Below are 24386 nucleotides of genomic sequence, written 5' to 3' on the forward strand. Positions count from 1 at the left end.
ACCTTCATCAATCGTGCATCGGACAGACACAACGCCCAGACAGTATGATTCCGGAGCATCGATAGTGGTGTATGGGTTGCTTAAGTTAAATCAGGGGAGTTTCATGCGTGCGAGGCGTCTCGTTGCGGTGTTGTCGGCACTAGCTGCGGCAGTAGTGGTACCGGTTGTCAGTTCTCCTGTGGCGTCGGCTGATCCCTGCCCCGGTCTGTACGTCGTGGCCATTCCTGGAACCTGGGAGCCTTCGGGTACTTCTCCCGGTGCCGGCATGCTTGCCCCGGTCACCAACGGCCTTCCCGGTTCCGTACGCACCGATTACGTCACGTACTCGGCAACGGCCTTCCCGTGGGAGTCCAACGTCTACGCCAAGTCGAAGCAGCAGGCTGTCGACAACGCCCGCGGCATGATCGCCGCGATGGCCGCCTCGTGCGGTGACACCCGCTTCGCGATCGTCGGATACAGCCAGGGCGCCGACGCGGCAGGCGATCTCGCAGCCGAGATCGGAACCGGCATCGGCGTTGTTCCCCCGACTCGCGTCGAGGGCGTAGGCCTCCTGTCAGATCCCCGCCGCTCCGAGTCAGACGTCCTGATCGGACCCGCTGTCGGAGGCAACGGAGCCAGCGGCGCTCGCATCGGTGGATTCGGTTGGCTGTCAGGCAAAACGGTGACGCTGTGCGCCGTCGGTGATCTGTACTGCTCGACGCCCAAGGACGATTTCGTGATGCGTCTGGCCGGGTTCATGGCTCAGGTTTCCGACCCCACTCCGGCAAACGCTCTCTCGCTGCGCGACGAGGCCGCCGTGATCGTGAACGATCTGGTCACTGCAGGCGGACTCCCCGCACTGATGGCTCAGCTCGATCCAGGCGCGAACTCCCGGCGTGTCGATCAACTGGTCGCCTTCTACGGCTCGCAGGTTCACACCGACTACACGCGTTACGTCGTTGACGGCGCAGGCAATTCGGCCACATCCTGGCTGCACAACTGGTTGGCAGGAAAAGCCTGATCAGCAGTACGTCTGCTCCGCGGTGTCGACGTAGATCTCGGCGATCCGCTGCGAAGACATCGGCGTGATCTGTGAGTACACCTCTCCGACGGAGTTGAACTCCGCCAGCACCTCGGACCGCGGCATGCCGTCGGCCAGAGCCTTGCAGGTGCCGTCCGCGTAGAGGATCTCGGCGGAATCCATTCCGGCGGGCGGGATCCCGGCCAGACGCAGGGCGGCGATGTACCGCTGTCCCTTCTCGCCTGCGTTCGCGACGATCTCGTCCGGTGACCGGGCGTCGATCGGTGCGTTCGCCGGTGGCGCTACCTGTGGCGCTACCGGCAGCGTTACCGGTGGGGGCGTCGATTCGACGACGCTCGGCGCGGCTTCCGGAGTTGCGGCGGGTGGGCTGGTCGCCAGCGCCGACAGTGACTCGGGGGCAGCTGAACTCGACGTTGCCGCGATCGACGTGCTGGTGGCAGCAGAAGTGGATTCCGCTGCGTTGCTGTCGGATTGGCTGCTGCAGCCGCTGAGGAGTAGGCCCGCTGCCGCGACGCAGAGGACCAGTCTGTTCGTGTTCATCACCCGTGAGTGTTACACACCGTACCGCTTAGTTTGTCCGTTTTAAGGAAACTCCCTTTTGCCCTGTTTTTAAGTCGAAGTCCTGTGATATACATCTGTTCAGTTGTTACTTGTGAGTAGGAGCACATCGCAAGACCTTGTCGGCGGCGGTCGAAACACAAGCAATGACTGCGAGTTTCGTCCCCCATCACATAAACGGCAGGGAGAAATCAGTGCAGAAATCTCACAAGAACGGCAACAGACGTCTCGTCACGCGCGTGGCCGTTATTGCAGGTACCGCAGGTGCAGTGCTGGCTTTTGCAGCGCCGATGGCCTCGGCTCAGGACCCGGTCGACAATTCGGTACCGGGCGCCGCAGTGTGTCCGGCTACTGCCGAATCCTGTGTGTCGGTGGTGGTTCAGAGCGGAACCTTCGACAACAACGGCTTCAACCTCCCGATCGGAAAAGGCGACATGATCATCGCCGCCGAGGCCGGCTCCGGTGAAGGTGAGTCCACCGTTCTTCTCCCGCGCGACGACGGACACAACGGTGTCTACTCCAAGCCGCTGACGGTTCCCGGCGGCGTTCTGGGAATCGATCTTCCGTTCGGCAATCTCTTCGGCCTGGCCGCAGTAACGGCCGAAGTGGAGGCAACGGCTGCGCCGACCCTCAACGGAATCATCACCGACATGGATCTGAGCATCCCGGTGCGGATGAAGATCAACAACGCGTTCCTCGGTGACAACTGCTACCTGGGTTCCGCGGTGGCGCCGGTGAATCTTCGTCTCGCGCCTGACCCGTCGGTGGTCCCTACCTACACGGTGCTGCCGTCGACTGCGCTGAAGGTGAGCCCGGTCGGGAACGAGGCCACCGGCTTCGCGCTGCCCGCCGCCAGTGGTTGCGGACCGTTCGGAGTGCTGAATCCGATCGTCAACTGGCGAGCAAAGGTACCGGCCACGTCCGGAACCTCGCTCAGCACGATCTCCGACGCCTACCTGTACCCGGGAGGGCTCACCGGTAGCGATCCTCTCGACGATCTCGGTGGCGGAACAGGATCCAGCGGTTCCAGTGGCTCGAGCGGTTCGTCCGGAAGCTCCGGTTCCTGAAAAATCGGAAGCCTAGACGCAGCGGTGGTGACGGAATGTCACCACCGCTGCGGCGTCCGACCTGTAATAACCTGTGCCTCAGGGTGGGCGAAGGCGGCACTCCATCAGGAGGACCTGCGCGGCCACGAAATCACAGGGGAGTCCTCAAACATGTTTCGAGACAGCGTTCTTGCCGGTCCGGTCCTGCGTCGGGGTGTGACGGCGCTGGCAGTTGCAGCCGCGGCCACCATGTTTGTCGGCACCGCAGCAACGGCGGAGCCGGCAGCAGTTGTCGGTGAGGTGTCCGCGGACTCCATCGCGGCAGCCCGTGCGCAGGCCATCGGAACGACGGTCACCGTCGTGGGAACCGCGACTACGCCGTCCGGAGTGTTCGAATCCAGCTTCTACGACAAGGGCTTTGGTCTCCAGAGCGGCAATTCGGGCATTTACATCAGCGATCCGAACAACTCCGGGATTGCTCTCGGCGATCAGGTTCAGGTCACCGGAGTCCTCGCGGATCAGGAAGGCCTGCTCGTCGTCCGCCCGACTGCCATCGAGGTAATCGGCACGACCACTCAGATCAGCCCGGCGCGATTGCCCCTCGATGCAATCGGTGAGGGCAGCGAAGGTCGTCTCGTGACGGTGTCCGGAATCGTGAGCGGACCCGTCGTCGACGATCTGCCGTACGGTCACAAGATCCTGGTGTCCGGCGTCGACGGAAACACCGTCATCTTCGTCAACACCCAGACCGGAATCGACGTCGATGCCGTCGCCGTCGGACGACCGATCACCGTCACCGGTTTCAGTGGCCAATACGCCAGCACCTACGAGGTTCTTCCCCGTTCGGAAGCCGATGTGCAGCAGGGTTTCACGGGCAGCCTGAGCTTCGGCAGCTGACCTAGATCTCGAACCGAGCTCCGACGCGCATCGACCCGGGAGACAACCGGCTGATCGTGCGTCCGAGCTTGGCTTCGACGGTCACGGGCACCACGGCCTTGTTCGTGCGAACTGCTTTCACGATGGCACTGGCCACCCGGTCGGGGGTGAAGTTGCGCTTGCGGTAGAAGTTGTCGACCTTGGTTTGATTCTCGAGTTGTTCCTCGGCGGTGGTCCCGGCAAATTCGGTGGTCTTGAGGATGTTCGTGTGCACGAGGCCGGGGCAGATGGTGCTGACGCCGATGCCGTGTGGAAGTAGCTCTGCCCTTAGGCAATCCGAGAGCATGAATACCGCTGCCTTGCTTGTCGAATACGCGGTGAGTGCCTTCTGTGGCGTGTAGGCGGCGGCCGAGGACAGGTTGACGACGTGTCCGCCGGTTCCCCGGTCGATCATCATCGGGGTGAATGCCCGGCAGCCGTAGACAACTCCCCAGAAGTTGATGTCCATGACGCGCTCGAACTGGCGCTGCTCGGTGTCGGCGAATGTCCCGGAGAACCCGATTCCAGCGTTGTTGACGACGATGTCCGGCACGCCGTGATGCGCCGCGACTGTCTCCGCGAATCGGATCACGGCCTGTTCGTCGGACACGTCGACCTGGTAGGCATGCGAACCGCCACCGAACACCGCTTCGGCTCCGCTGGCCTGAGTGGGTGTGTTGATGAGTGCCGCAGTGTCCTGCGCGCTTTCGAGGTTGATGTCGGAGACGACGACGATAGCTCCCTGGGCCGCGAAGGCGAGGGCCGTTTCACGCCCGATGCCGCTGCCTGCACCGGTGATCACCACCAGCGTGCCGGTGAGATCGCGCAGTCGACGCTGCAACTTCGTTCCGCGTCGCCAGCCGGTGACGTCCTTCAGTAGCCCCATTGGTTGCCCTTTTCGTGTGTACGTTTGTGGCGTGTGTCTCTAGCTGACTTCCCCTCTGCGAAAGGTATCCGATGAGCGAGCTTCGTGTAGTTGCAACCATCCCGGCCAAGTCCGGTTCCGAGGACGACGTCCGATCGGCTCTGACAACTCTCGCGGAGGCGAGTCGGTCCGAGGACGGCTGTGTGTCGTACGAGTTGTTCGAGTCAGCGGCTGCGCCCGGCACGTTCGTCACGATCGAAACTTGGCGCGGGCAGGAGGAGTTGGACGCTCACATGCAGTCCCCGCATCTACAGGCCGCGCTGGCCGCCGCCGGACCACTTCTCGACGGCGCTCCGGCGATTCATCCGTTGAAAGGCGCCTGAATCAGAATGAATTCCTGACCTTCGCTAAGGGTCTGACCTGCGAATGTCGCTCGAAAACTGACCAATCGTCGCGCTTCATTCCACTGAGCGGGACCTGCGACTAATACCTGTGCCTTAAGTCACAAACTGTCTCGACAATGCTTCACATCACAGTTTCTGACCTGGAGGTTTTGAATGAGTCGCAGTTCTCGGCGCGGTCACCGCAAGGTTGCCGCCGTCGCGCTGGCAGTCTCCGCCGGCCTGTTCGTCTCGTCGTGCGCTGACAGCGGGAACGGGGGTGGGAGCGGCGACGCACCGGACTCCGGTTCGGGATTGTCCATCGGCCCGGTCAACGAGCAGTCCGGCGAGGGCGATCCGGTCAAGGGCGGCACCCTCACGTTCAGCGGGTACTCCGCCGTCACCAATCTCGATCCGGCGAAGACTCAGATCGCCGGTTCGGTCGCCGGTTCGGAGTTGGGCGCGATCTACGACACGCTCCTGCGGTACGACCCGGCGTCCAAGGAATTCGTTCCGAAACTCGCAGAGTCGATGGAGCCGAGTTCCGACTTCAAGACGTGGACCCTCGAACTGCGTGACGGTGTGAAGTTCAGCGACGGGACGCCGGTGGATTCGGCGGCCGTCTCGGCGAGCCTCAATCGCTACGTCACCAACAAGGGGCCGCAGTCGAGTCTGTACGCGTCGAAGGTCGCGTCGGTAGACACTCCGGATCCGTCGACGGTCGTCTTCAATCTCGTCGACCCGTGGACCGGTATCGAGTCACTGCTCTCGACGGGCCCCGGCATGATCGTCGCGCCGAGCGCCCAGCAAGGTGATCAGTTCACCCCGATCGGCGCGGGTGCCTTCACCCTCGAGAAGTTCGCTCCCAACGAGGAATTGATCCTCGACGCTCGGGAGGACTACTTCGACGGTGCCCCGAACGTGGACAAGCTGCGGTTGATCAGCATCGTCGGTTCGCAGTCCACCACCGAATCGCTCAAGAGCGGCGGCACGGACGTCGCATACATGCGGTCGCTACCGAACGTGCTGGATCTGATCGACTCCGGCTACCCGGGCTTTGTCGACATCCCCTCGCTGTCCTACCTGTCGCTGGTCAACACGGCACCCGGTCGTCCCGGTGCCGACGTGCGCATCCGTCAGGCATTGGCGCTCGCAACCGATCCCGTCGCACTCGACAACCGACTCAACGAGGGCAAGGGTCTGCCCGGGCAGGTCATCTTCCAGGACACCTCTCGCTGGCACAACGACGTCGCTCCGATCGGCGTCGACACGGCCAAGGCGAAGCAGCTTCTCGACGAGGCCAAGGCTGACGGTTACGACGGCAAGATCACATACCTGACGCTGCAGGAGAATTCGGCGCAGGCGATGGCTCTGGCACTGCAGTCGATGGCCAACGCCGTCGGATTCGATTTCCAGATCGAGTACGTCAACTCGGTTGCCGACGTCGTCAAGCGTTTGTACGCCGACCGCGACTTCGACATGGCAACAGGTTCCGCCAACCTCGCGGAAGCCGATCCGTTCGAGCGTCTGTACTCCAATCTCAAGTCGGGTGGACGAAACAACGCCACGAGCTTCTCCGACCCCGAGATCGATTCGCTTCTCGACCAGTTGGGTGTCGCGACGTCGACCGACGCGAAGATCGAGGTGCTCGCCAAGATTCAGGAGCGCGCCAACGAGGTTGTGCCGTGGCAGGTTTACGGCAACACCCCGTGGCTCGGTGTGTGGGGACAGAACGTCCACGGCATTCAGCAGAGCCTGGACGGAATAATGTTCTTCGACAAGGCCTGGAAGAACTAGACACCTGAATGACTGACTGGACCCGAGAAGCGTCCCTGCGGGGACGCTTCTCGGCATCAGAGAGTGTGATAGATCAAGAAGTGAGATCGAGGGCAGCGCGGACGATGCTGTCGGAGTCGAGGCCGTGGTACCGGTAGACGTCCTCGAGTGAACCGACCTGACCGAACCGGCTCACTCCGAGCGCAGCACCCGGAACGTTGTTGATTCCCGTCAGGAACGCGAGGGTGTGCGGGTGTCCGTCGAGAACGGTCACCATCGGCGCGGACCGGCTGCTCGGAAAGACCTGATCCAGGATCCACGACGGACCGTCCGCGAGACCGCGCCGAGACTGGAGTGCTTCGAAGAGCAAGCCGGGGCTGGTCACGCACACGACGTCGGCGGAAATGCCTTGCTCGCCGAGTCTTTCGGCGGCGACAAGTGTTTCGGTGACGGTGGCACCCATGCCAACCAGGGTGACGACCGGATCAGGGTTGTGCCGCAGCGTGTACGCGCCGGCCACCACCTGACGTCGGCGGCGTTCTCGCGCAGCCGGATCGGTCGGCACCGCGGCCAAGGCCTGATCGACCGGACGGGTTGACAGACGCAGATACGACGAGCTGCCGTCTGGTCGGCCGAGGCGTCCGATGCTGTCGAGGAGCGTCCACTCCACGTCGACGGCGAATGCCGGTTCGAAACTGACGCATCCCGGCTGTTCGAGCCCGATGGACGGGGTCTTGATCGACTGGTGCGCACCGCCTTCGGCTGCCAGGGTGACGCCCGACGGAGTGCCGACCATGATCGACTGTCCACCGGCGTAGATGCCGTACGACCACGGTTCGAGAGCCCGCTCGATGAAGGGGTCGTACATCACGCCGATGGGGAAGAGCGGCTGGCCCCAGCGACTCCAGGTTGCACCGAGTTCGCCCATCAGTCCGACCAGGTTGGTCTCGGCGATACCGAGTTCCATGTGCTGACCGGTGGGCTTCTCACGCCAGTGCATGATCGTTTCGGCGTCGTCGGCAAACCAGTTGTGCCGCTCGTTGGGGGACCAGACCCCGACCTTGTTCAGCCACCCTGCCAGGTTGGTGGTGGAACTGACGTCCGGGCTCAGTGTGACAACACGTTTCGCGGCGTCCGGCGCCTCTCGGCTGAGGTCGAGTAGCACCCGACCGAGAGCTGCCTGAGTGGTGGATGTGCCGGAGGGGGTACGGCCGATGTCTTTCGGAACTGCCGGGGGCATCAGATGCTCCACCTTCGGGCGAGCCAGGCGCTCAGCGGTTTCGGCGCAGATGCGGCCGGACGGGCCGTCCGCCTCGAACCGTTCCCAGGGCTTCGACGGATCCATGCCGAGTTCCGCCGCCAGAATCTCGTACTGCTCGGCGGTGAGCAGCGACGAGTGGTTCTGCGGATGGCCCTGCGTCGGCAGGCCCCTGCCCTTGATCGTGTACGCGATGATCACGGTGGGGCGGGTGTCGTCGATCTGCGCGTACGCCTCTCGCAGAGCGTCGAGGTCGTGGCCACCGAGATTGCGGATGGCCTCGAGCACCGTGGCGTCGTCGAGGTCGTTGATCAGCGACGTGATCCCGTCGGCGTCCGCCGCGTCGCCAGGCAGCCTCAGACGGACCTCGTCGGCCGTGCATCGCAGCAGACGCTGGTACTCCGGATTCGGCATGTCCAGGATTCGTTCGCGCAACGCGGTGCCGCCCGGCCGGGTGAACAGTGATTCCAGGAGCGCGCCGAATTTCACGGTGATGACCTGCCAGCCGGCGCCCGAGAACATGCGCTCCAGGCGGGTGGCCGCGATGTTCGGCACCACCCGGTCGAGTGATTGGCGGTTGAGGTCGACGATCCACACGATCTCACCCAGTTCGGCGACCGAATGATCGAGAACTGCTTCCCACACAGCGCCCTCGTCGAGTTCGGCGTCACCGACAAGGGAGTACTGACGCCCGGTTCCGGCGCCGCCGAGGGAGGCGTCGACGTATCGGCGTGCGATCGCGCCCCAGATGGGAGCCGTCGCACCGATTCCCACCGATCCGGTCGAATAGTCCACCGGATCAGGATCTTTTGATCGACTCGGGTAGCTCTGCAGGCCCCCGAACTCGCGCAGCGTTGTCAGGTACGACTCGTCGAGTTCACCGAGCAGATAGTTGATGCCGTGGAGCACCGGAGCCGCGTGCGGCTTGACGGAAACCCGGTCGCCGGAACGAAGTTGGCCGAACCACAGCGACGTCATGATCGAGACCATCGACGCGCACGAGGCCTGGTGGCCGCCGACTTTGAGCCCACTGGGATTCGGACGGACACGGTTGGCGTGATGGATCATCGCGGTCGACAACCACAGAACGCGCTTCTCGATCTCCGCCAGTGGCTCGGGAGCGTTCTGGTTGATGCTGGGGCTGTTCACGGCCGGTCCTGCCTTCAATAGTTGACATCGATCGCCGCACCGCCTGTACCCCAGATCATGGGGCCGACGATGTGGTTGTGATGTTTGGCAGGACTTCCTGAGGCCGAACCGTTCGGCGCGGCAAAGTCCAGCCGCACCTGTCGATCTGTTGTGCAGATTCTGCGTCAAAGTCCATCATCGGCATACAGATTGGGCAATAGCTACCCAGTGGGTTGAGCAATGTGCGCAACACCGGGCCCTGTGCGCCGTGCGAGGTGGGCACTATGCGCAGCACAATGCGAGTCGTGCGCGCTCAATCCATCAGATCGTGGACGTAGCACCAGCGCCAGGATTCGCCGGGCTCGTGCGAGCGCATGACCGGGTGCGCGGTGTCGCGATAGTGGTTGGTCGCGTGCTGATGGGGGCTGGAATCGCAGCACCCGACGTGGCCGCAGGACAGGCACATGCGCAGGTGAGACCAGTTATCCTCGCCCAACTCGGCGCACTCCTGGCAGACGCCGGGCGTCAGCGCCGCCGGGTCCGTTTCGGGCGCATTGGTTAGTTCCTCGCAACCGGTCGGAGCGGGTGCGGGCTGCTGTGTGCGAGCTGCTGCTCGCTTCAGGATTTTCTTCATCGCCTTCCATACTGCATGCTGCCAGAGTGAACGGCATATTACTGGGGGTTGTAGTAGCGGCGTTGCTGGTGGCGGCGGTCGCGCGAAGGTTCGGATTGTCTTCGCCGCTGATCCTTGTCCTGGTCGGTTTGATCGCCTGCCAGATACCCGGTGTTCCGGAGTTGGAGCTCGATCCGGACCTCGTCCTGTTCGTCGTGTTGCCTCCACTTCTCTACTCGGCGGCGCTGGACAGTTCATACCTGGCACTGCGGTCCAATCTGCGTCCGATCGGATTTCTCGCAGTGGGGCTTCCCCTGGCGACGACGGCAGCGGTGGGCTTTGTCGCCTACCTGATCGTCCCGGAGTTCTCGATTGCGGCCGCACTGGTTCTCGGCGCCATCGTGGCGCCGCCGGACGCGGTGTCCGCGAGCGCAATCGGACGCAAGCTCGGCCTGCCGCGCCGGATCATGACCCTGCTGGGCGGGGAGAGCCTGCTCAACGACGCCACCGCTCTGACGGCCTACAAGGTCGCTCTTGCGGCGGCGGTGGGTACCGGTGCGACACTGATCGGCGGCTTCGAGACCTTCCTCGTCGCAGCGGTCGGTGGAACGGTGATCGGCCTCGCGGTGGGCTTTGTCATCTCGAAGGTTCGCGGCAAACTCCAGGATCCGGTGATGGAGAGTGGAATCGGATTGGTGGTGCCGTTCTTCACCTACCTGGCTGCAGAAGAGGTCCACGCGTCGGGCGTCATCGCGGTCGTCGTGGCCGGATTGTTCCTCGGCCAGCGCTCGACCCGCGCGAGTTATGCGACGCGCTTGCAGGACACGGCAGTGTGGAAGGCCGTCGACCTGATCCTGGAATCGTTCGTCTTCCTGTTGATCGGGCTCCAATTGCCCAGTGTCGTCAACGGATTGCAGGGGTACAGCACCTCGATCGTCGTCTGGGCGTCGATTGCCGTGCTCCTGACCGTCGTGGTGGTGCGGATCGCCTGGGTGTTCCCGTTCACGTACGTACCGCGTTGGCTGTCGCCCCGTATCCGAGCGAGGGAGCCGGAGATTTCAGCGCGGGCAGTGTTCGTCGTGTCGTGGGCCGGTATGCGAGGGGTCGTGTCGCTGGCTGCTGCCTTCGCCATTCCGTTGACGGTCAACAGTGGTGAAGACTTCCCGGGCCGTTCGCTGATCCTGTTCCTGACGTTTGTCGTCGTGGTCGGCACGCTGCTGCTGCACGGCCTGACGTTGCCGTGGGTCATCCGTGTCCTCGGTGTGCAAGGAAACGAGGAGCAGTCCGACGCACGTGCCGAGGCTGCGGCTCAGGACAAGGCTGCGCGCGCCGCTGCGGCGCGTCTGGACGAATTGGTCGGAGCCGACGCCGACGACGTCCCTCAGGTCCGCAATCGCGCCGCGGACATCTTGCGAAGCTGGAACACCCACCGCGCGAACTCGGCGTGGGAGCGACTGGGACGCAGCGACGAGGATCTGGGGGAGAGCCCGTCGAACGCCTTCCGCTCGCTGCGCCTCGAGATGATCGATGCCGAGCGAGGTGTGTTCATCGCCGAGCGCGATGCCGGCCGGATCGACGACGAGGTTCTCCGCAAGGTACTTCGAGAGCTCGATCTCGAGGAAGCCACGCTCGACCGGGACTAGACCGGCTGGTCTGATGTCGGTGAGGGTAATCGCTGGCCAGGGTCGGTTTACCTGGCCGTTGAGGCCTGCAACTTAACCGATTCCACTGAGCGAGACTCGATCCAATTTTCTGTGCCTCCCGTCACAGACTGTTTCGTGTTCAACATCACGTCACGGTCTTACCCCGCCTTGGAGGCATTCGAATGAGTCGTAGTTCCCGCCGCGGAAGTCGCAGATTGGCTGCGGCTGCGCTGGCGATCACCGCAAGTATGTTCCTGGCGTCGTGCGCCGACAACGGCTCGAGCAATGGCGGCGGCGAATCTGCTGATTCCGGTTCCTCGCTGAAGATCGGCATGGTCAACGAGCAGGCCGACCCCGGCACTCCCACCAAGGGCGGCACGCTGACGTTCAGCGGCTACTCGGCGGTCACGACTCTCGATCCCGCGAAGGCTCAGGTTGCCGGCGCCACCGGCGGCAGCGAGCTCAGCGCCATCTACGACGTGCTCATGCGCTACGACCCCATCGGGCAGAAGTTCGAGCCCAAGCTCGCCCAGTCGCTCGAAGCGAGTTCGGACAGCAAGACCTGGACGCTGAAGCTCCGCGACGGTGTGAAATTCAGCGACGGAACAGCTTTCGATTCCAAGGCAGTGGCGGACAGTATCAACCGCTACGTCACCAACAAGGGACCGCAGTCGAGCCTGTGGGCTTCCAAGGTTGTCTCGATCGACACCCCCGACGCGACGACCGTCGTCTTCAACCTCGTTGATCCGTGGACGGGCATCCAGTCGATGCTCGCTACCGGACCCGGCATGATCGTCGCCCCGAGCGCGCAGCAGGGTGACCAGTTCACCCCGATCGGTGCGGGCGCGTTCACTCTCGAGAAGTTCGCTCCCAACGAGGAACTGCTGTTGGCTGCTCGCCCCGACTACTACGACGGCGCGCCGAACATCGACAAGCTCAAGCTGATCAGCATCGTCGGCGCTCAGCCCACCGCTGAAGCCCTCAAGACGGGCGGCATCGACGCCGCGTACATGCGTACGCTCACCCCGATYCTGGATCTGATCGAGTCGGGTTACCCCGGCTTCGTCGACATCCCGTCGCTCGGTTACATCGCCAACGTGAACATGGCCCCGGGTCGCCCGGGCTCGGATGTTCGTGTCCGCCAGGCGATGGCGCTTGCCGTCGATCCGGAGACGCTCAACACCCGCGTCAACAACGGCAAGGGACTGCCCGGCCAGGAGATCTTCCAGGACACCTCGCGCTGGCACAACGACGTCGCACCGATCGGCGTCGATCCCGCCAAGGCGAAGGAACTGCTCGATCAGGCCAAGGCCGACGGCTACGACGGAAAGATCACCTTCCTCTCCATCCAGGAACCGTCCGCCCAGGCAACGGCTCTGGCCATCCAGGCAATGCTCAACGCTGTCGGATTCGACGCTCAGATCGAATACGTCACCGGTGCAGGTGATCTGGTCAAGCGGATGTATGCCGATCACGACTACGACATGAGCACCGCAGCACTGAGCCTCGCCGAGGCCGATCCCTACGAGCGTCTGTACACGGGCATCAAGTCCGGCGGCCGTAACAACGCCACCGGCTACTCCGACGCCGAAATGGACGCTCTCCTGGACAAGTTGGGCGTCGCAACCACCGACGACGACAAGAAGGCAGTCCTGGCACAGATTCAGGAACGCGCCAACGAGACCGTCCCGTGGCAGGTGTGGGGCAACGTCGCCGCACTCGACGTCTGGAACCAGAACGTTCACGGTCTCGAGCAGAGTCTCGACGGAATCGTGCTCTTCGACGGAGCTTGGAAGTCCTAGAGAGCCTGAAGTCCTGGAGAGCTTGAACCAAGACCTGAAATCAGAGGAACTGCTGTGTATTGCGAGCTCGCTGTCCGAAGGAGACGAAATCGATGAACATCGGCGCAATAGGTAAGAAATTGGGCCAGCTCGTCATTGTGATCCTGATCGTCAGCTTCGGAACCTTCGTGCTGGCATCACTGATCCCCGGCGATCCTGCTGTCTCCGTTCTAGGTGAAGGCCGAACGCCCGCCGAGTACGAGGAAGTTCGGCAGCAGCTCGGGCTCAACGATCCACTCCTGGTTCGCTATTGGGACTGGCTGACCAGCGCTCTCCAGGGCGACCTCGGTAATTCGCTTGTTCCCCCGCAGCAGGACGTTCTGACTGCGATCGGCTCGGCACTGCCCGTCAGCGTTCAGTTGGCCGTGATGGGTCTGGTCATCGCACTCGTCGTCGCCGTGCCGCTCGCACTCTGGTCGGCGCACCACGAAGGCGGCGTCATCGACCGCGTCATCAGCGCCGCGACGTTCGGTGTTCTTTCCGTCCCGAGCTTCCTCGCCGGTCTGTTGCTGATCATGGTCACCGTCAATTGGCTCGGCTGGTTCCCGCGATCACAGTGGGTGCGCATCGGGGACAGCCTCTCCGGAAACCTCTCACACGCAATACTCCCGGCTATCACCATCAGCCTCCTCGAGATGGCGATGTTCACTCGCGTTCTCCGATCCGATCTGGTGACGACGCTCCGTGAGGATTACATCCTCGCTTCGAAGGCGAAGGGAATGCCCACGCTGCGAGTGCTTTTCAGTGACGCGCTCCGACCGTCGTCGTTCTCGCTCATCACGATGATGGGTCTGGCTCTCGGCGGCATGATCGGCAGCACCGTGATCGTCGAGACGCTGTTCTCGTTGCCCGGAATGGGCACGCTCATCGTCCGCGCAGCGCAGCAAGGTGATTCGCCGATGCTGCTTGGCGCGGTGGTCGTGATCGCGGTCATCTACGTCCTCGTCAACAGTGCGATCGATGTTCTGTACACCTATCTTGACCCGAGGAGTCGTCGTGTCCATGTCTGAAGTGACGCCAGACGGAGCGGCCCCGTCGCCGGCCCCGTCCGAGGTGATGACATACCGGCAGCAGACAGTCCTGCTGGCTCCCGGTCCCGTCGAGACGTTGGAACAGCCCAAGAATCTGGTCCTGATCGGATCGATTCTCACGGTGATCGGCGTTGCGCTGCTCGGCACCGCACTCTTCGGTTCGGCCATCATGATGACCGTCCGCATCGTGCTCGCGCTCGTTGCCCTGGTTTTCCTCTTCAAGGGTCTCGGCAAGCTCGGTACGTCCAAGTGGGGCAGTCAGTTCGATCTCTCGTACTGGTTGGCGTGCATCTGGCTGGCCGCGCTGATCCTGGCCGCGATCTTCGCACCGCTGCTGCCGCTCGGTGAGTACAAGGACACGGTCAAGACCTTGGCCGAGCCGGGCTTCGCCTCGCCGAGCCTGCTCTCCGATCACCCGTTGGGTACCAACAACTTCGGTCTCGACCTGCTTGCCCGCGCTTTGTTCGGTGCCAGGGCATCCTTGACCGTGGCCATCTGCGCCGTACTGATCGGCATGATCATCGGCGGCACCATCGGCGTCATGGCCGGTTACTTCCGCGGCAAGGTCGACGCAGTCGTCGGAATCCTGACCAACTCGCTGCTGGCCATTCCTTCTCTGGTGCTGTTGATCGCACTGGCCGCGGTGCTCACGTCGAACCTGCGCAACATCACCCTCGCACTCTCGATTCTCTGCATTCCCAGCATGGTTCGAATCGCCAGGGCCAACACCATCGTCGTCGCCCAACGGGAGTTCGTGCTTGCCGCGAGGGCCATGGGCGCCACCAAATGGCGCGTCATCTGGCGCGAGTTGGTTCCCAACGTCCTCGTTCCGGTCGCCGCGCTCGGCCTGGTGGCCGTCTCCGGCCTGATTGTCGCGGAAGCATCACTCAGCTTCCTCGGACTCGGTATCGCACAACCTGATCCGACCTGGGGCAACATGATTGCGGAAGGCCAGGGCGGGATCGTGGAGAAGCATCCGTTCATCGTTCTGGTTCCCGGCGTCTTCCTCTTCCTGACGGTGTTCTCCTTCAACCTCATCGGCGAGAAGTATCGGAGTAAGCTGTGACCACTTCAGTTCAGAACGGCGTTCCGCTACTGCAGGCGGACAACATCAGGACCGTATTCGCCACTCCGCGTGGCCAGTTGCGAGCAGTCGACGGTGTCTCGATCCACGTTTCCGCCGGTGAAACTCTCGGTATCGTGGGTGAATCCGGTTCCGGCAAGTCGGTTCTCGGACGCACCATCATGGGTCTGCTCCAGAAGGGTCCGGCTCTGGACATCAGCGGGACGGTGACGTTTGCCGGCCGCGACATGTCGACCATGAAGAAGTCGGAGATGAAGCACTTCTGGGGACCCGAGATCGCCATGGTCTTCCAGGATCCGATGACCTCGCTCAATCCGTTCAAGCGCATCGGTACCCACATCACCGAATCCTTGAAGTTCCACCTGGGTCTGAAGAAGGACGCGGCCCGCGATCGCGCTGCGGAACTCCTGTCGATGGTGGGTATCCCCGAGCCCAAGCGTCGGCTCGATCAGTACCCCCACGAACTTTCGGGCGGTATGCGTCAGCGTGTGGTCATCGCGATGGCCCTGGCCTGCGAGCCGAAACTGCTGATCGCGGACGAGCCGACCACAGCTCTCGACGTGACCGTGCAGAAGCAGATCCTCGACCTGCTCGCCTCGCTCAACGACAAGCTCAACATGGCCGTCATCCTGATCAGCCACGACCTCGGTGTGGTCTCGGGACGATCGGATCGCGTCGCCGTCATGTACGCCGGGTCCGTCGTGGAAACGTCGGCCACCGAGGAGTTGTTCACTCGTCCGCGCCACCCGTACACCGAAGCGCTTATGGCCGCGATTCCGCGACTCGAATCGCCGACGCACACAGTGCTGCAGACAATTCCGGGTGGACTGCCGGACATGACGAAGCCGATCACCGGTTGCCGCTTCGCCGCTCGCTGCCGGTATGCCCAGGACGACTGCCTGACCGGCGAACCGGCTCTGGCTCCCGGCGGCCTGGGAGACAACACAACCGAAAGCCACACGTTCGCGTGCCACTACCCGGTCGACACCCCTGAAGGCACAACGGCATTGGTCGCCAACGAGAAGGCCGGCACTACCGCAGCGGGCCTGACGCTCGCGGTGAAGGAGATGGTCTGATGACTGCAGCAACCGATACCAGGAAGCCCGAGACGGTGGACGCGGCCCTGACGGTCGAGGATCTGGTCGTCGAATTCAACGTCGGCAAGGGGCAGACCGTTCACGCCGTGTCCGGGATCAGCTTCACCGTCGCTCCGGGTGAAACCTTGGGCGTTGTCGGTGAATCCGGCTGTGGCAAGTCCACGGCGGGCCGGGCGATCATGCAGTTGCCCTCACCGACGTCGGGCTCCATTCGCCTCGGAGAGACGGAAATGACGGCACTGGGCGCGGAAGAACTGCGTCGCAGTCGCACTCAGTTGCAGATGATCTTCCAGGACCCGATCTCCTCCCTGAACCCTCGTCGCAAGGTCAAGGCTCTCATCACCGAGGGTCCGTCGATCTGGGGCGGAAAAGACAAGGCCGCCATCGAAGCTCGGGCACGCGAGGTTCTTGCCGAGGTCGGGTTGGACCCGGACATGGTGTGGGACCGGACCCCGCGGGAACTCTCGGGTGGTCAGTGCCAGCGTGTGTGCATCGCCCGCGCGTTGATGCTGGACCCCAAGGTCCTGATCTGTGACGAGCCGGTCTCGAGCCTCGACGTCTCCGTGCAGGCGCAGATTCTGAACCTGCTCGAGGATGCGAAGAAGCGTCACGGGCTGTCTTTGCTGTTCATCGCGCACAACATGGCCGTCGTGAAGAACATCAGCGACCGCGTGATGATCATGTACTTGGGCCGCGTCTGCGAAATCGTTCCCGCAGAAGACATGCAGAACCGCGCGCTGCACCCGTACACGCAGCTACTGCTGTCGTCGATTCCCGATCCTGATGCCACCGTCACCGCAGCGCAGAACGTCGAGCAGAAGGTCATCGAGCTGCCGTCGCCGCTCAATCCGCCCAGCGGCTGCCGGTTCCGCACGCGGTGCCCGCTGGCCACGGATCTCTGCGCCGAGGAAGTTCCCGAACTTCGTCTCGTCCAGGGCGGTCATCAGGTGGCGTGCCACAACGTGTGACTACACGCGAAGCATGTTGCGTACGTGACCGGTTTCGTTGATCGACCCGACCCTGCGGCTTCCGTCCCGGGAAACAAGAATTCGCGTGACGGACACGTACTCGATCGGGAAGGTCAACGGACGCTCCAGCCCGAGTAGTTCCTGCAGAACGATATTGATGACGCCGCCGTGGCAGAAGATCGCCACGGTGGCGTTGTTGTCGGTTGCGGCGACGACGTCGTCGATCGCACCGAGGACTCGCGCACGAAAAGCGTCGCCGTCCACCGACTCGGGTAGCCATCCGGCCTTGATGCGCGCATACGTTTCCGGTGCGCGTTCCAAGACCTCGTGCATCGGGATGTAGTGGGGCTGCTCGTAGTCGTACTCCGCCAGACCCTCGAGCTCGGTGACCGGAAGATCCAATGCCTGCGCTACCGGGTCCGCGGTCTCGAGTGCGCGCTTCTGCGGGCTACTGAAGAGCCCGGTGATCCGGTAGGGGGCCAAAGCCGCAGGCAGCCGAAGTGCCTGCACGCGACCGGCGTCGGTCAGTGAGGGATCGGCGAAGCCTTCGGTGACCTCGGCCAGTTCGGGGAGCGCGTGTCGGATCAGGAGTAGTTGCACCCACGTCACCTTGCCATGTACAGATCGACGGCCACCACGAGGTTTCGGCCTTCGCGTTTCGCCTGGTACATGGCGGTGTCGGCGATGTCGAGCAGGGCGTCCATCTCGGCCATGGCCTGATCTACCCAGGCGACTCCGATACTGACCGTTCCGGCGAAGCCGCGGATGGATCGGGAGTGCGCCTCCTGTCTCTGCCTGATGCGTTCTGCCAGGGCAATTGCTTCCTCGAATGTGCAGTCGGCGGCGGCGACGGCAAATTCCTCACCGCCAAGTCGACCGGACAGTCCCAGTCCTTCGGTAGTGGCGAGGAGGGTGTTTCCGAACTGTTCGAGGACCGAATCTCCGGTGAGGTGGCCGAGGTTGTCGTTGATCGATTTGAAGTGGTCGAGATCGAGCATCATGACGGCGATCGATTTTCGCGCTGTGTGTTGGGTGTCGAGGAGTTCCTGCGACTGGGTCCAGAACGCATGTCGGCTCAGCGTTCCGGTCAGGGCGTCGCATTCGGCGATGCGTTGGAGTTCACGTTCAGCGCGTCGCTGTGCGCCCGTGGCGACGGCTACGGCGATGGGGGAGAGCGCCATCAAGATGACGGAGATTCTGGTGGTTACACCTTCGCTCAGCAGGTGAACCGGATCGGCCAGGGCCAACCGCCCCTGGCCCGCCATGATCAGCGCCCACGCGCTCCACCCAGCCGCGAGGAGCGAAGTGCTGAACAGCGAGACGCGCATCGCGCACCACAAGAGCGCCGGCATCGGAAGCAGCAATGCGAGGGCTCCCTGCACTTCGAGGGCCAGCGGGAGGCAGGCGAGGAGGGCTGCCAGCGGCAGAAGGATCTGGGCGACTCGTCGAAGTCGCAGATTCTGCCGCACGGACGGCCCGAACGTACGACGGACGTGGTCGAGCGGAGGTGCGGAAAGAAGGATCGGCAGCACGATCAGATAGGTGCACAGGTCGGCGAAGAACCAACCCACCAATTCCGTTCCCGCACCGCTTCCTTCGTGGAGTTGAGTGCGCAGTGCGCTGGCGGACCCAGCCGTGAACGACGCCAGAACCGAGACGACGAAGATTCTGGTCGTGTACTTGGTCTCGGAGATCCGCCGCGGAAAACAGCCGAGCAAGTTCGCGGCGATCAATCCTGTCGTGACGCCGACCAGATTGATCGCATTCAGTTCGAAGGCCCTCTGCACGGGGCTTCCGGTCGCAAGATCCGCCGTCAGCAGCGCGGCGCCGCCGACAGCGAGTCCGATCGGCGCAAACGAGCGTGGGTTACGAAGGAGAATGCCCAGAAGGATCGCGTTGGCGGGCCAGAAGGTCGACAGAAACCCGGGCGGACGGGCGGCGATGCCGGCGAGTGCGACAACGAGTATGGCGACGAAGATCAGCGACGAGCGCACCCGGGTTGTCGAACGATCCATGGCCAGCCTGTCGTAGAAAGCAGAAGCTGTCCGAGCCTAGCAATGATCCGGCTACTGTCCGAGTTGTACGTTGAAGTGTCATTCCCGAAGGTTCGGCTGCGTGAGGCGCCGAATCAAGTTCGCCAACTCCTCGGGCTGATCGATCATCGCGTGGTGATGCGCCGGGCGCAGGACGTGAAAACTCCCGCCGAGGTAGGTGGCGAGTTTCTGCTGCTTTGCCATCCAGGCGATGGACCAGGGAGTGGTGTGGCCAGTGTGTGCAGCGACGACGCTGAGGTCGATGTCGGGCAGTGGATGCTTGCTCGAGCGTCGTAAAGCGGTGAGCTCCAGCGCCATATCGGTGTACGCGACGTATTCGATCATCGCCGCCTCGAGATAATGAGGTTCGCGGTAGATCTTCCTGACCCATTCGAGGGTGGCTTCGGACGACCCGCTCGGCGGCACGGACTGGTTGAGGATCTTGCGCGTCGTGGTGCCGAGGAGTCGTTGGAGCCCGGTGGTGCTGAACGAGGCTGCGGCGGCCCGGGAGGCGATCAGCAGCAGGTCACGGGGGAAAAGACGTTTCGGTTCTTTCTCGGCACTGGAATCGAGGAGCAGCATCCCCGCCGCCCGATCGGGGAACAGTCGCGCGAAGCCTTCGGCGTAGAAGCCGGCGATGGAGTGGCCGACGACGACGGCCGGCCGTGCCAATCCCAGAGTGTCGAGCACGTCGCGGATCCGCTGAGCTTCGCCGCGGACGGTCGGCACTTCGGAAGACGGCTCGCTGAGTCCGAAGCCCGGGCGATCGAAGCGGACGACGGTGTGGTCCGACTGGAGATGACGCGCGCAGTCATCCCAGTCGAACCAGTTGCCCGCCAGTCCGCCGCACAGGACGACGACGGGGCCGTCGCCCTCGGCAAGAACATGCAGTCGGCTCTCGCCGACCTGCAAGATCTCGCCCGGTGGTTTCACGTGGAACAATTCCGGCACGTGAGAATCCGGACTACTGACGCGGTTTCGCGAGGGGGAAGGCCAGCGTCTCGCGGATGCTGCCGCCCGTGATCAGCATGACGATTCGGTCGACGCCCATCCCGAGACCACCCGTCGGCGGCATCGCGTGTTCGAGGGCCTGAAGGAAGTCCTCGTCCAATTCCATCGCTTCTGGATCACCGCCGGCCGCGAGCATCGACTGCTCGGTGAGCCGGTTGCGCTGATCCACGGGGTCGGTCAACTCGCTGTACGCGGTTCCCAGTTCGACACCCCATGCGACGAGGTCCCACTTCTCGGCAACGCCGGGGATGCTGCGATGCGGCCGGGTGAGCGGAGACATCGAGGTGGGGAAGTTGGTGTAGAACGTCGGGAACTCCGTGTAGTCCTCGACCAGGTGCTCGTACATCTCCTGCGCGATGGCGCCGGTATCCCAGCTGGACTGGTACGGGATCTCGTTGGCGTCGCACAGCTTCTGCAGGTCTTCGAGACTCGTCTCGGGGGAGACGTCGACACCAAGCTTTTCGGCGACGGCGCCGTGCATCGTCTTCACCGGCCACTCGCCGGAGATGTCGACCTCGACCAATTCGCCGTCCGGGCCGGGTCGCATGATGATTTCGCGCCCGAACGCTGCGACGGCCGCGGCTTGGATGAGCTCGCGGCACATCCGCATCATGCCCTCGTAGTCGCTGTGCGCCTCGTAGGCCTCGAGGATCGTGAATTCGGGATTGTGTTTGAAGTCGACGCCCTCGTTGCGGAACACGCGGCCGATCTCGAACACCTTCTCCATACCCGCGACGCACAAACGCTTCAGGTACAGCTCGGGTGCGATGCGGAGATAGAGGTCGAGGTTGTACGCGTTGATGTGTGTCAGGAACGGAGCGGCGTTCGCGCCGCCGTGCACCTGCTGCAGGATCGGGGTCTCGACTTCGAGGTATCCGCGACCACCGAGTGAATCGCGCAGCGACTTCACGACGGCGCTTCGGGCCTCGAGCAGTTCGCGGGCCTTCGGGTTGAGGGCGATGTCGAGGTACCGCTGGCGGACTCGGGTCTCGGGATCCGAGAGGCCCTTCCACTTGTCCGGCAGCGGGTGCAGGCACTTGCCGTTCATGCGCCACTCGACGGCGATGAGCGACAGCTCGCCCTTGCGGCTGCGCCCGATGGTTCCGCTCACTTCGATCAGGTCACCGAGATCGAACTCGGCAGCGAACTCCGCCAGCTTCTCCCGGCCGACGTTGTCCTGGTCGACCAGAACCTGGATGTCGCCGGACCAGTCGCGCACGTCCGTGAACACGACTCCGCCGTAGTCGCGAACCCTCAGCAGGCGTCCCGCGATGCGTACGCGGGTGCCCTCCGGCGACTTCGCTGCGGCGGCAATCGTGTGGGTCGGCGGATAGGCGACGGGGTAGGCGGCGATCCCTTCGTCGGCGAGTTGCGCGAGCTTGTTCATGCGCACCCGAACCTGCTCGGGTCGACGCGGACCGTTGGTCGTGAACGACGGCGCCGAGTCCGGCGGGCTGCCGTCGGCGTGCAGTCCTTCGGAAGTCACCAGAGCTGCCGGCACCGCCGCATGTGTTCCGGTGTGCTTGACGACCTGGCTCGACTTGCGTCCGAAACTGGGCAGAACCACAAAGCCTTCGGCGATGGCCGACGCGAATCCGACGCGTGGAAGCTCACGGTTGTCCTCGAAGCAGAGAAAACGCGGCTCCCAATCCGGCTGGTACTTCACGTTCGAGCGGTACAGCGCTTCGAGCTGCCACCAGCGGGAGAAGAAGACGAGCACCGAGCGCCAGATACGGAGGATCGGGCCGGCGCCGATGCGCGAACCTTCCTCGAACACCGAGCGGAAGACGGCGAAGTTGAGCGAGACCCGCACGACGCCGATCTCGTCGGAACGTGTGGCCAACTCCGAGACCATCAATTCGACGACTCCGTTGGGCGCCGTCGGCTTGCGACGCATCAGGTCGAGCGAAACGCCGTTCGGTCCCCACGGCACGAGCGAAAGCATGCCGACGACGCTTTCGTCCTCCGTGCCTTCGCCCATGACGGCTTCGACGAGGAGGCAGTCGCCGTCGAGGTGATCGCCCAGTCGGCCGAGCGCCATGGAGAAGCCGCGCTCGGTGTCGGTGTCACGCCAGTCGTCCGCGCGGATGATGACGGCCGCCATGTCCTCGGGCGGGATGTCGCGATGGCGTCGCATCCGCACGGTGACGCCGTGGCGCCTGACGCGGGTGACGGCCTGGCGCACCGGGCGCATGTCGCGTCCGTTGAGGTTGAACTCGCGGGTGCGCAGGATCGCTTCGTCGCCGAGTTGCAGGACGCTCAAGCCTGCCTTCTTGTACGCCGTCGCCCCGGTTTCGCTGGCGCCCATGACGGCCGTCGCCCAGCCGTACTGCGAGGCCAGGTCCTGCCACGCTTCGATGGCGTGCGGCCACGCCTCGGGATCGCCGATGGGATCACCACTGGCGAGGCAGACGCCGATCTCGACGCGGTACGTGATCGCGGCCTTGCCGCTCGGCGCGAAGATGACGGCCTTGTCGCGGCGGGTGGCGAAGTAGGCGAGGGAGTCGTCGGCGCCGAAGTTCTGGATCAACCCGCGGATCGCGGACTCGTCGTTTCCGGTGAGCGCGTTGTTGGAGCGTTGCGCGCGGAAGAGCGTCATAACGGCGGCGAGTAGTGCGATGGCGCCGAGGAGACCGAGGACCGTGTTGACGAAGACGCGTGGATGGCCGTCGAACACCTCGTTGTCGACCGAAGCCGCCGCGGTGACGCGGTTCAGGGCCCAGAGGAATCGTTGGTTCTGCGGCAGGTCGCCCGGGAAGAGTTCGACAAGGCCCCAACCGATCACGGTCGCGACAGCCATGCCGCCGATCAGTACGCCGAGCGCTTTCCAACCGGCGCCGCGTCGTACGCGTGTGTAGAACTCGGGCCTCGCGGCGATGAGGATTCCGATCACGACAAGCAAAACGACAGCGGCGACGGCGTTGTTCGGGTTCTTGTCGACGATTGTGGAGGCGATGTTGGTGAGGGTGATCAGCGCGAGGTAGATCGTCAGCAGCCACCAGGCGATGCGCTTGCGACTCGCGAGGGCCGCGGCGAGCAGGGCGACGACGAGCGCCCACGACAGGCTCGTATCCGGTGCGTCGAAGTAGTAGCTGTCGATGTATTCGCGTGGGACGCGGAGGATGTGCCGCAGAACCGGCGAGATGCTCCACAGGAACACCAGTACGGAGAAAACTCCGAGGATCAATCCCGAGATATGGGGAACCTGGCTGAACCGCCCTTTGCGGAATCGCCGCGCCTGGCGCGGATTTTCGGGTGGCGATTCCACCAGCTCTGCAGTGGTGTCCGATACCTCGGTCAATGGTGCCATCGAGCTTCCTCTCCTACCGGTCGATCAGATCCTCACGCTAAGTGTGGTCTGTCGTGTCCAGTTTTGTGGGAGGAGGAAGATGATTGACATGACCGACAACATTCCAGCAGTACCCATCCGCGACGAAATGATTCGGCTCGGTCAGTTTCTCAAGCTCGCGAACCTCATCGAATCGGGCGCGGAGGCCAAGGAAGTGATCGCCGACGGCATGGTTTCGGTCAACGGTGAGGTCGAAGATCGTCGGGGCCGCCAGCTTCGTGACGGCGATGTCGTCGAGATCGGCGGGATGGCCGCCAAAGTGGAAGCCCCCGCCTGATCCCGCGACTTCTGACTAGCTTTCGCGAACGACGACGCCGTCCTGGTCGCTGTAGACGATCTCACCGGGGTTGAAGGTGACTCCGCCGATTTCGATCGGCACGTTCTTCTCGCCCGAACCAGTCTGAGTGCTCTTGCGCGGGTTGGTGCCCAGCGCCTTGACGCCGATGTCGAGGGTGCGCAGGATCGCCGAGTCGCGGACAGCTCCGTTGACGATGACGCCGGCCCAGCCGTTGTCGACGCCGCGGCCGGCGATGATGTCGCCGACCAGGGCGGTGTGGATGCTCGCGTCACCGTCGACGACGAGGACTCCACCGTTGCCCGGTTCGCTGAGGGTCTGCTTCACGAGCAGGTTGTCCTGGAAGCACTTGATGGTCGTGATGGGGCCGGCAAACACTTCACGTCCACCGAACTGGGTGAACTGCGTGTCGCAGCTACGGATGTCGGGTCCGATCTCGTCGGCAAGGTCAGCGGTCGCTACAGGCTCGGTCAT

The 24386-nt window shown here is 63.6% G+C and carries 21 protein-coding genes; 12 read left to right on the forward strand and 9 right to left on the reverse strand.

Annotated elements, in window-relative coordinates; genetic code table 11:
• The first annotated feature begins 103 nt into the window (after nucleotides 1-103).
• Nucleotides 104-1000 carry a cutinase family protein gene (locus tag AC1DVN_RS07950; protein ID WP_020905644.1) on the forward strand — a complete coding sequence of 299 codons (897 nt, stop codon included), beginning with the start codon at nucleotides 104-106 and terminating at the stop codon, nucleotides 998-1000.
• Here the strand turns inward: AC1DVN_RS07950 and AC1DVN_RS07955 are convergent, their stop codons facing one another.
• Complete coding sequence (locus tag AC1DVN_RS07955) at nucleotides 1001-1561, reverse strand: DUF732 domain-containing protein (RefSeq protein ID WP_172932407.1); 561 nt, start codon at nucleotides 1559-1561, stop codon at nucleotides 1001-1003.
• A 212-nt stretch (nucleotides 1562-1773) separates the two neighbouring features.
• Here AC1DVN_RS07955 and AC1DVN_RS07960 point away from each other — a divergent pair, with 212 nt between their 5' ends.
• Together AC1DVN_RS07960 and AC1DVN_RS07965 are read left to right on the forward strand one after the other, a co-directional pair.
• Nucleotides 1774-2646 carry a hypothetical protein gene (locus tag AC1DVN_RS07960; protein WP_205907220.1) on the forward strand — a complete coding sequence of 291 codons (873 nt, stop codon included), beginning with the start codon at nucleotides 1774-1776 and terminating at the stop codon, nucleotides 2644-2646.
• A gap of 150 nt (nucleotides 2647-2796) precedes the next feature.
• On the forward strand, nucleotides 2797-3522 hold the full coding sequence (locus AC1DVN_RS07965) for a single stranded DNA-binding domain-containing protein (RefSeq protein ID WP_477993681.1): 726 nt from the start codon (nucleotides 2797-2799) through the stop codon (nucleotides 3520-3522).
• A 1-nt stretch (nucleotide 3523) separates the two neighbouring features.
• On the opposite strand, the gene AC1DVN_RS07970 is transcribed toward AC1DVN_RS07965, so the two are convergent.
• Complete coding sequence (locus AC1DVN_RS07970) at nucleotides 3524-4426, reverse strand: SDR family NAD(P)-dependent oxidoreductase (protein WP_054825338.1); 903 nt, start codon at nucleotides 4424-4426, stop codon at nucleotides 3524-3526.
• Nucleotides 4427-4497: 71 nt separating this feature from the next.
• Between AC1DVN_RS07970 and AC1DVN_RS07975 the strand changes: the two genes are divergently transcribed.
• On the forward strand, nucleotides 4498-4788 hold the full coding sequence (locus AC1DVN_RS07975; RefSeq protein ID WP_003943546.1) for a putative quinol monooxygenase: 291 nt from the start codon (nucleotides 4498-4500) through the stop codon (nucleotides 4786-4788).
• A gap of 174 nt (nucleotides 4789-4962) precedes the next feature.
• The gene (locus AC1DVN_RS07980) at nucleotides 4963-6582 is read left to right on the forward strand and encodes an ABC transporter substrate-binding protein (RefSeq protein ID WP_003943604.1); all 1620 of its coding nucleotides are present in this window, start codon (nucleotides 4963-4965) and stop codon (nucleotides 6580-6582) included.
• Between the two features lie 73 nt (nucleotides 6583-6655).
• Here AC1DVN_RS07980 and AC1DVN_RS07985 read toward each other — a convergent pair whose 3' ends face one another.
• Nucleotides 6656-8968: a transketolase-like TK C-terminal-containing protein gene (locus AC1DVN_RS07985; RefSeq protein ID WP_477993682.1), complete on the reverse strand. Its 2313-nt coding sequence runs from the start codon at nucleotides 8966-8968 to the stop codon at nucleotides 6656-6658.
• A gap of 292 nt (nucleotides 8969-9260) precedes the next feature.
• The gene (locus AC1DVN_RS07990) at nucleotides 9261-9581 is read right to left on the reverse strand and encodes a UBP-type zinc finger domain-containing protein (RefSeq protein WP_019746256.1); all 321 of its coding nucleotides are present in this window, start codon (nucleotides 9579-9581) and stop codon (nucleotides 9261-9263) included.
• A gap of 26 nt (nucleotides 9582-9607) precedes the next feature.
• On the opposite strand from AC1DVN_RS07990, the gene AC1DVN_RS07995 reads away from it, so the two are divergent.
• The 6 genes from AC1DVN_RS07995 to AC1DVN_RS08020 all read left to right on the forward strand — a co-directional run bounded on the left by AC1DVN_RS07995 (nucleotide 9608) and on the right by AC1DVN_RS08020 (nucleotide 17224).
• Entirely contained in the window at nucleotides 9608-11203 is a 1596-nt protein-coding gene (locus AC1DVN_RS07995; RefSeq protein WP_477993683.1) for a Na+/H+ antiporter, read from the forward strand.
• A 182-nt stretch (nucleotides 11204-11385) separates the two neighbouring features.
• Nucleotides 11386-13005, forward strand: a complete 1620-nt coding sequence (locus AC1DVN_RS08000) for an ABC transporter substrate-binding protein (protein WP_477993684.1) — start codon at nucleotides 11386-11388, stop codon at nucleotides 13003-13005.
• Between the two features lie 92 nt (nucleotides 13006-13097).
• Nucleotides 13098-14054: an ABC transporter permease gene (locus AC1DVN_RS08005; protein WP_019746259.1), complete on the forward strand. Its 957-nt coding sequence runs from the start codon at nucleotides 13098-13100 to the stop codon at nucleotides 14052-14054.
• The gene (locus tag AC1DVN_RS08010; protein WP_020968023.1) at nucleotides 14047-15141 is read left to right on the forward strand and encodes an ABC transporter permease; all 1095 of its coding nucleotides are present in this window, start codon (nucleotides 14047-14049) and stop codon (nucleotides 15139-15141) included. Before AC1DVN_RS08005 ends, AC1DVN_RS08010 begins: the two co-directional genes overlap by 8 nt.
• Entirely contained in the window at nucleotides 15138-16235 is a 1098-nt protein-coding gene (locus AC1DVN_RS08015) for an ABC transporter ATP-binding protein (protein ID WP_019746261.1), read from the forward strand. Before AC1DVN_RS08010 ends, AC1DVN_RS08015 begins: the two co-directional genes overlap by 4 nt.
• On the forward strand, nucleotides 16235-17224 hold the full coding sequence (locus tag AC1DVN_RS08020) for an ABC transporter ATP-binding protein (RefSeq protein WP_020905656.1): 990 nt from the start codon (nucleotides 16235-16237) through the stop codon (nucleotides 17222-17224). Before AC1DVN_RS08015 ends, AC1DVN_RS08020 begins: the two co-directional genes overlap by 1 nt.
• Here AC1DVN_RS08020 and AC1DVN_RS08025 read toward each other — a convergent pair whose 3' ends face one another.
• The 4 genes from AC1DVN_RS08025 to lysX form a co-directional block, all read right to left on the reverse strand.
• Complete coding sequence (locus AC1DVN_RS08025; protein WP_031330982.1) at nucleotides 17225-17824, reverse strand: histidine phosphatase family protein; 600 nt, start codon at nucleotides 17822-17824, stop codon at nucleotides 17225-17227.
• A 5-nt stretch (nucleotides 17825-17829) separates the two neighbouring features.
• Nucleotides 17830-19239, reverse strand: a complete 1410-nt coding sequence (locus tag AC1DVN_RS08030; protein WP_019746264.1) for a GGDEF domain-containing protein — start codon at nucleotides 19237-19239, stop codon at nucleotides 17830-17832.
• 78 nt (nucleotides 19240-19317) lie between these two features.
• Nucleotides 19318-20208, reverse strand: a complete 891-nt coding sequence (locus tag AC1DVN_RS08035; protein ID WP_477846510.1) for an alpha/beta fold hydrolase — start codon at nucleotides 20206-20208, stop codon at nucleotides 19318-19320.
• Between the two features lie 13 nt (nucleotides 20209-20221).
• Nucleotides 20222-23578, reverse strand: coding sequence for a bifunctional lysylphosphatidylglycerol synthetase/lysine--tRNA ligase LysX (lysX, locus tag AC1DVN_RS08040; RefSeq protein ID WP_019746266.1), 3357 nt, complete (start codon nucleotides 23576-23578; stop codon nucleotides 20222-20224).
• 88 nt (nucleotides 23579-23666) lie between these two features.
• Between lysX and AC1DVN_RS08045 the strand changes: the two genes are divergently transcribed.
• Complete coding sequence (locus AC1DVN_RS08045; protein WP_003943569.1) at nucleotides 23667-23894, forward strand: RNA-binding S4 domain-containing protein; 228 nt, start codon at nucleotides 23667-23669, stop codon at nucleotides 23892-23894.
• A 15-nt stretch (nucleotides 23895-23909) separates the two neighbouring features.
• Here the strand turns inward: AC1DVN_RS08045 and rraA are convergent, their stop codons facing one another.
• Nucleotides 23910-24386: a ribonuclease E activity regulator RraA gene (rraA, locus tag AC1DVN_RS08050; protein WP_003943552.1), complete on the reverse strand. Its 477-nt coding sequence runs from the start codon at nucleotides 24384-24386 to the stop codon at nucleotides 23910-23912.

The organism is Rhodococcus sp. P4_E4, assembly GCF_056401575.1.

Coding starts and splice junctions, on each gene's coding strand:
- lysX (WP_019746266.1), bottom strand. CDS start 23,578: ATGGCACCATTGACCGAGGTATCGGACACCACTGCAGAGCTGGTGGAA.
- AC1DVN_RS07955 (WP_172932407.1), bottom strand. CDS start 1,561: ATGAACACGAACAGACTGGTCCTCTGCGTCGCGGCAGCGGGCCTACTC.
- AC1DVN_RS07970 (WP_054825338.1), bottom strand. CDS start 4,426: ATGGGGCTACTGAAGGACGTCACCGGCTGGCGACGCGGAACGAAGTTG.
- AC1DVN_RS07980 (WP_003943604.1), top strand. CDS start 4,963: ATGAGTCGCAGTTCTCGGCGCGGTCACCGCAAGGTTGCCGCCGTCGCG.
- AC1DVN_RS07965 (WP_477993681.1), top strand. CDS start 2,797: ATGTTTCGAGACAGCGTTCTTGCCGGTCCGGTCCTGCGTCGGGGTGTG.
- AC1DVN_RS08045 (WP_003943569.1), top strand. CDS start 23,667: ATGACCGACAACATTCCAGCAGTACCCATCCGCGACGAAATGATTCGG.
- AC1DVN_RS07950 (WP_020905644.1), top strand. CDS start 104: ATGCGTGCGAGGCGTCTCGTTGCGGTGTTGTCGGCACTAGCTGCGGCA.
- rraA (WP_003943552.1), bottom strand. CDS start 24,386: ATGACCGAGCCTGTAGCGACCGCTGACCTTGCCGACGAGATCGGACCC.
- AC1DVN_RS07975 (WP_003943546.1), top strand. CDS start 4,498: ATGAGCGAGCTTCGTGTAGTTGCAACCATCCCGGCCAAGTCCGGTTCC.
- AC1DVN_RS08020 (WP_020905656.1), top strand. CDS start 16,235: ATGACTGCAGCAACCGATACCAGGAAGCCCGAGACGGTGGACGCGGCC.
- AC1DVN_RS08005 (WP_019746259.1), top strand. CDS start 13,098: ATGAACATCGGCGCAATAGGTAAGAAATTGGGCCAGCTCGTCATTGTG.
- AC1DVN_RS08030 (WP_019746264.1), bottom strand. CDS start 19,239: ATGGATCGTTCGACAACCCGGGTGCGCTCGTCGCTGATCTTCGTCGCC.
- AC1DVN_RS08010 (WP_020968023.1), top strand. CDS start 14,047: ATGTCTGAAGTGACGCCAGACGGAGCGGCCCCGTCGCCGGCCCCGTCC.
- AC1DVN_RS07990 (WP_019746256.1), bottom strand. CDS start 9,581: ATGAAGAAAATCCTGAAGCGAGCAGCAGCTCGCACACAGCAGCCCGCA.